Origin of the sequence: Bradyrhizobium sp. (assembly GCF_019242285.1) — a bacterium.
GTDB lineage: Bacteria > Pseudomonadota > Alphaproteobacteria > Rhizobiales > Xanthobacteraceae > Bradyrhizobium.
In genome coordinates, this window is sequence record NZ_JAFAVV010000483.1 from 1 (window position 1) to 4,265 (window position 4,265).

5 protein-coding genes and 1 pseudogene are annotated in these 4,265 nt (G+C 60.0%); 3 read left to right on the forward strand and 3 right to left on the reverse strand.

What is annotated here, in order from left to right; translation table 11 throughout:
- Positions 1 to 995 (reverse strand): DUF3363 domain-containing protein (locus JOY90_RS19120; protein WP_291692673.1); only part of this gene is annotated, 995 nt, incomplete at its 3' end.
- Positions 996 to 1,067: 72 nt separating this feature from the next.
- The gene (locus JOY90_RS19125) at positions 1,068 to 1,217 is read right to left on the reverse strand and encodes a hypothetical protein (protein WP_291692674.1); all 150 of its coding nucleotides are present in this window, start codon (positions 1,215 to 1,217) and stop codon (positions 1,068 to 1,070) included.
- Between the two features lie 77 nt (positions 1,218 to 1,294).
- Between JOY90_RS19125 and JOY90_RS19130 the strand changes: the two genes are divergently transcribed.
- The gene (locus JOY90_RS19130) at positions 1,295 to 1,588 is read left to right on the forward strand and encodes a hypothetical protein (RefSeq protein WP_291692675.1); all 294 of its coding nucleotides are present in this window, start codon (positions 1,295 to 1,297) and stop codon (positions 1,586 to 1,588) included.
- Between the two features lie 1,011 nt (positions 1,589 to 2,599).
- On the forward strand, positions 2,600 to 2,749 hold the full coding sequence (locus JOY90_RS19135; RefSeq protein WP_291692676.1) for a hypothetical protein: 150 nt from the start codon (positions 2,600 to 2,602) through the stop codon (positions 2,747 to 2,749).
- A gap of 137 nt (positions 2,750 to 2,886) precedes the next feature.
- Here the strand turns inward: JOY90_RS19135 and JOY90_RS19140 are convergent, their stop codons facing one another.
- Positions 2,887 to 3,273, reverse strand: a complete 387-nt coding sequence (locus tag JOY90_RS19140; protein WP_291692677.1) for a VOC family protein — start codon at positions 3,271 to 3,273, stop codon at positions 2,887 to 2,889.
- A 921-nt stretch (positions 3,274 to 4,194) separates the two neighbouring features.
- Here JOY90_RS19140 and JOY90_RS40175 point away from each other — a divergent pair.
- Positions 4,195 to 4,265, forward strand: a pseudogene (locus tag JOY90_RS40175) (transposase); the annotation flags it as partial.

Here is a 4,265-nt window from a genome sequence, read left to right on the forward strand (position 1 = left end):
CGCATAGCGCACCTGCCCTCCTGTTCGCGAGCTAGCCCCTGTTCGATGAGCCATTGGCGCCTGGTCCAAAGCGCGCTCTCGACTTCCGCGCCCATTCCAGTTGGCCCAAGAGCCTCGGGTGACTTGGCGACGAGCTGGCGATCGAGCCAGGTCGCGCCCATGGCCTGCGGCAGGTCCTCCAGCCTCTGCCATGAGAGCATCGCGAGCCGCACAGGGCTCCGGGAACGATGAAGTTTTTCAAACCGAAGTGCCCGGTCAAGATGGTCCGCACCAACATTCCAGCGGCAATCAGGGAGCCGCTCCACCGTCCCTTCGCGCCGCATTGCTTCCAGGCGGCGCACATGGGCGGCGACGTACTCACCTGACGCTTGAGGATCGAACTCTCGATGCAGCTGGTCGCTGTAAATACCATTCTCGGCGGCCGCAATCTTTGCGATGGTCCGATCAATCTCACGCGGCTCAGCGCGGCGAGAGCTGAGCTCAACGATGGTATTCCGCACGAGCGGCTCTTCACCGGTGGAAACAGCACCAAGGTCGACGTAATGGATCTGCCCGTCGATGCCGTGGATGACGACGTACCGGCGCTCGGCGAACTCATCCGAGAACCCGTCTCCGACCACGCGCCCGACGAGACGTTGATCGCCCCGCTCCGGATCGAAGATCGTATAGCTGCCGGCGGCATGGGAAAGACCGGCCTCCGCCAACTCCCGATGCATCGTTTTGATGATATCGCCTCGCTCGCCCATGCGCCGGAGCTTTGCTTCGAGCTCCGCCTCGATCTGCCAAGGGCCAGGGGTGCTGTCCTCGGCCAACGCCATACGCTCGAGCGTCCGCAGCCGTCCCATTCGGGTGGCGTGCCACACCGGATCCTTTGCGGGATTCACGGCGGGCTCAAGGCGTCCGTCCGTCGCATCGCGCAGGATGGCCCGGTCGAGACGCGTGAATCGCTCTGCCGTGACTTCCTGCTGAAGCTTGCGAGCGGCCTCGATCGCCATCTCGGACCGAGGTCCCGGGTCATGAGGTCAGCCGCCGCGCCCGCATCCCGTGCGAGATGTAATTCCGGACAATCACCAGATCGTTTCCCTCATCGTCCCTGCCGCGACCACGATGTGGCTATGTGGATGCCCCGTGTTGAAATGATCGGCCGCGACCCAGTCGAGCTTCGTGCCAAGATCCTCTTCCATCTGTCGCATGAGGTCGCGGAGAAACGGCTTCAAGTCCGATAGCTCCGCACTGTCCTCTGGTGCGACGATGAACCGGAACTGATGGCGATCGCCAGCGCTCCGTTCGGCGAATGCTTGCCGTCGGCGCGATCGCTACCGGCGTCATAGAGTTCGCCTGGTTGGCCATCACGTGTGACGCCGTCACGCTGAACGTATCGCAAGTGCGCCCGGACGGCGCCCGTATCGCCTGCCTTGACGCGCACGATTCGCGTCTTGATCACGACGCGCCGCCGGCCTGCCGCGCGGGCGCGTCCGGCAAGCGTCACGCCATGGGCATGGCCGCGGCCGATCCGGCTGCCTGTAAACGACGAGGCACGCCGCGAGCTCGCGCCTGCCTTTTGCGCCTCCTGGCGAACGCGCCGTAGATAGTTCGTCGCTCTCTTCGCTTTGCGATTGCCGATTCGCCCGAGCCTCACTTCGAATTCGTCATCGATCTCTTGCATGCCGCGCCCGCTTTCCAGGAACGGGGCCGATATGTGGAGCGAGCGAATGCTTGCCAAGACGCAGCCGCAATCAAGCAGTACCAACATAGCGGTACGTCTGCTTTGGCGACATCGCGCGCCTTGAGGGCGCTAAATCCTGGATGTGCAGACAACGACTTGGGCCGGCGTCAGGCGCCAGTGCTTTTATCTTGCTCTCCCGCTCCCCTGTCCGCAGGTTCCCAGCGCCCAACTTCCAAGCCAACAAACTCTGGGTAGTCGCGGCGATTTGCGACAAGATGCAGTTCGGGTCATTGCGGTGGATCCTCCAATAGCGCCTGCCCGAACACGTCGGCTGGTATCCGATTCCTTGCGAAAGAGCCGCTGCGACTTGGCAGTTGACTTGCGAAGCCACACTGTTTGACGAGTGACGCGAGCGTTTGCGATAGCGATCGTTACCCCGAAGGGCCGAGACACCCGTAGGGGTGGCTCGGTGGGAGCGAAGCGACGAGTAGAGCGCGGGCCGAAGGCATCGCCGATATGCCCTCAGCACGTTAGATATCGCACTCCTCCGCGAACTCTTGGCGCGTGAGCGAGGGTCCTTCAGTAGTAAACCCGAAAGTCTTGGCGTCATGATCGTGTTGCAGCGTTTTGAATGCAAACCGAGTGTCCCTTACGATGCGCCCGTGCGCTCAACAGACAAGGGAGCCTCCCGCCAAGGTAGTGCACGCCTGACATCAACTGCGGCATGTTCACCCTGCTCGTTGTCCAGTAATGGTGTGACCGCCGCGACGTAGGCCGTAGTTACGAGATGCCCAGGCCCTTGATGGCCCCCTGGAGATCTCTGCTGGATCGTGAACGGTTGTGCCGATCTCGATGACCTTGCGCACCAGAATTCCGTAAGGGGATCGTTGCGATCAACCAAACTCAGCGAGCGTAGCGTGAAGGATGTATGCCTTGTTCAATCTCTCGATCTCTTCAGGCGTCAGCTCGCTGTCCTTCAGCAAGCAGTTGATCGGCATCTTTGCCCCGGTTCGCCAGAGCACGCTTGGCCGGCCGCAATTTAGGCCGTATACCTATAAACTGGCAGCGTCGCGTGACTGGTGACACGTGCGCTCCTATAGCAAACCGAGTTTGTGTTGCAGTGCGATAGTCGCGATGTGCCAAACCCAGGCAAATGTTTTCTTTGCGTGATCCCCGTACGACGGATCGGACAGACCACGAAGTGAGAGCGAGCACCGAACCTAGCAAGATCGATCTGTGCCTGGCTTCGATGGCGCACCGAATGCCAGAGAATATCCGTTGTCGTCGCGGATGCCGAACTCGTGTGAACCGTAGTGGAAATCATCCACCGGGTAGATCACCTCGGCACGGTCCTTCACGACCGCCCACAGCGCATCCACCTCGTCGGCCGTTTCCAGATCGATATAGAGCTGTCCGGTTAATTTTGGACCCTTCCACTCCGAACCCGAATTTGGCGCAGCCAGCATAATGCGCACCGCATCCCGATATAGGTTCGAATAGCCGGATGTCTGCATACCACAGGTAAACCCGAGCACATCGACATAAAAGCGGACCGAGCGGTCCATGTCCTCAGTCGTGAGGATCGGGGCCAGCGCCGTCAGTGTCATGGGGAGCTTCCTTCTCTCGGGACTCAATCACTTGGCATGCGCAACATCGCCTGGACGTCTAGTCCGGGTCATTCGGACTGCGGGTTGCCATACAACGCAATAATGACGGCTTTGGGTCGTTTTCGCTGGCCGATGTCCGCTTCTACCCGCTAGCGTCCCGCCGGGGCCCGACTGCAAGCATTGCGTTTGGTCAGACCTTTGTGATTCAAGCTTTCAAACTGGGGTTCGAATCATGCGCTACGAACTCGAGCCCACCAGATGGGCGCTTTGGACGGAGAGATCGCGCATAACTGCGGCGATGTCGTCGACGGAGAACTCCCAGCCATACAAGGCGGCATCCTCCGGACATCACTGGGTGGATAGCCGCGCGCATTGTAGGTGACGCAGCGATACGCGCGTGAGAAATAGCTGACCTGCGTCTCCCATTGCCGGATGTCATATCCGAATTCATGTGCGAAAATAATTGGATAGCCATTGCCATGTGCTTCAAAGTAGAGCTTCGCCCCGGTAGCATCGACGTAAGGCATTGCTTTTCTTTCCCTGTCGGAACATCGCGCTGAGATCATGGATCGACGGCGCTATCAATCTGTCTTCGATTCGTAAGTGGTCGAACGATCGCGGGCGCCGGTTCGTGGCTACTATGGCGTAGCGTCGGGGCGGCGGTTGGTGTCGATTGTGGAGGAGTCGATTTTCGACACCCCGCGAAATCGGAGACAGGCGTTACGTTTTATTGAAAATGGCGCGGTAAAGTATCCGATCGGCGAAATCGGACCGTTGACCCAGGCGGGCCGAGGTGGACTGACTAGCCGTCTGGACTGGACTGAGATCCCAATACCGCCTTTGCGAGTGTCTCAAACCTGCGAGATGTGCCCCATCAAGTGTCGGGAATTGGCGGTAATTACAGGCAGCGGCTCGTCGAGCCTCGCGGACGCGGAGATCTGCCGCAAGGCCGGGATCAGCCAGGCGACTTATTTCAATTGGAAGAAGAAGTA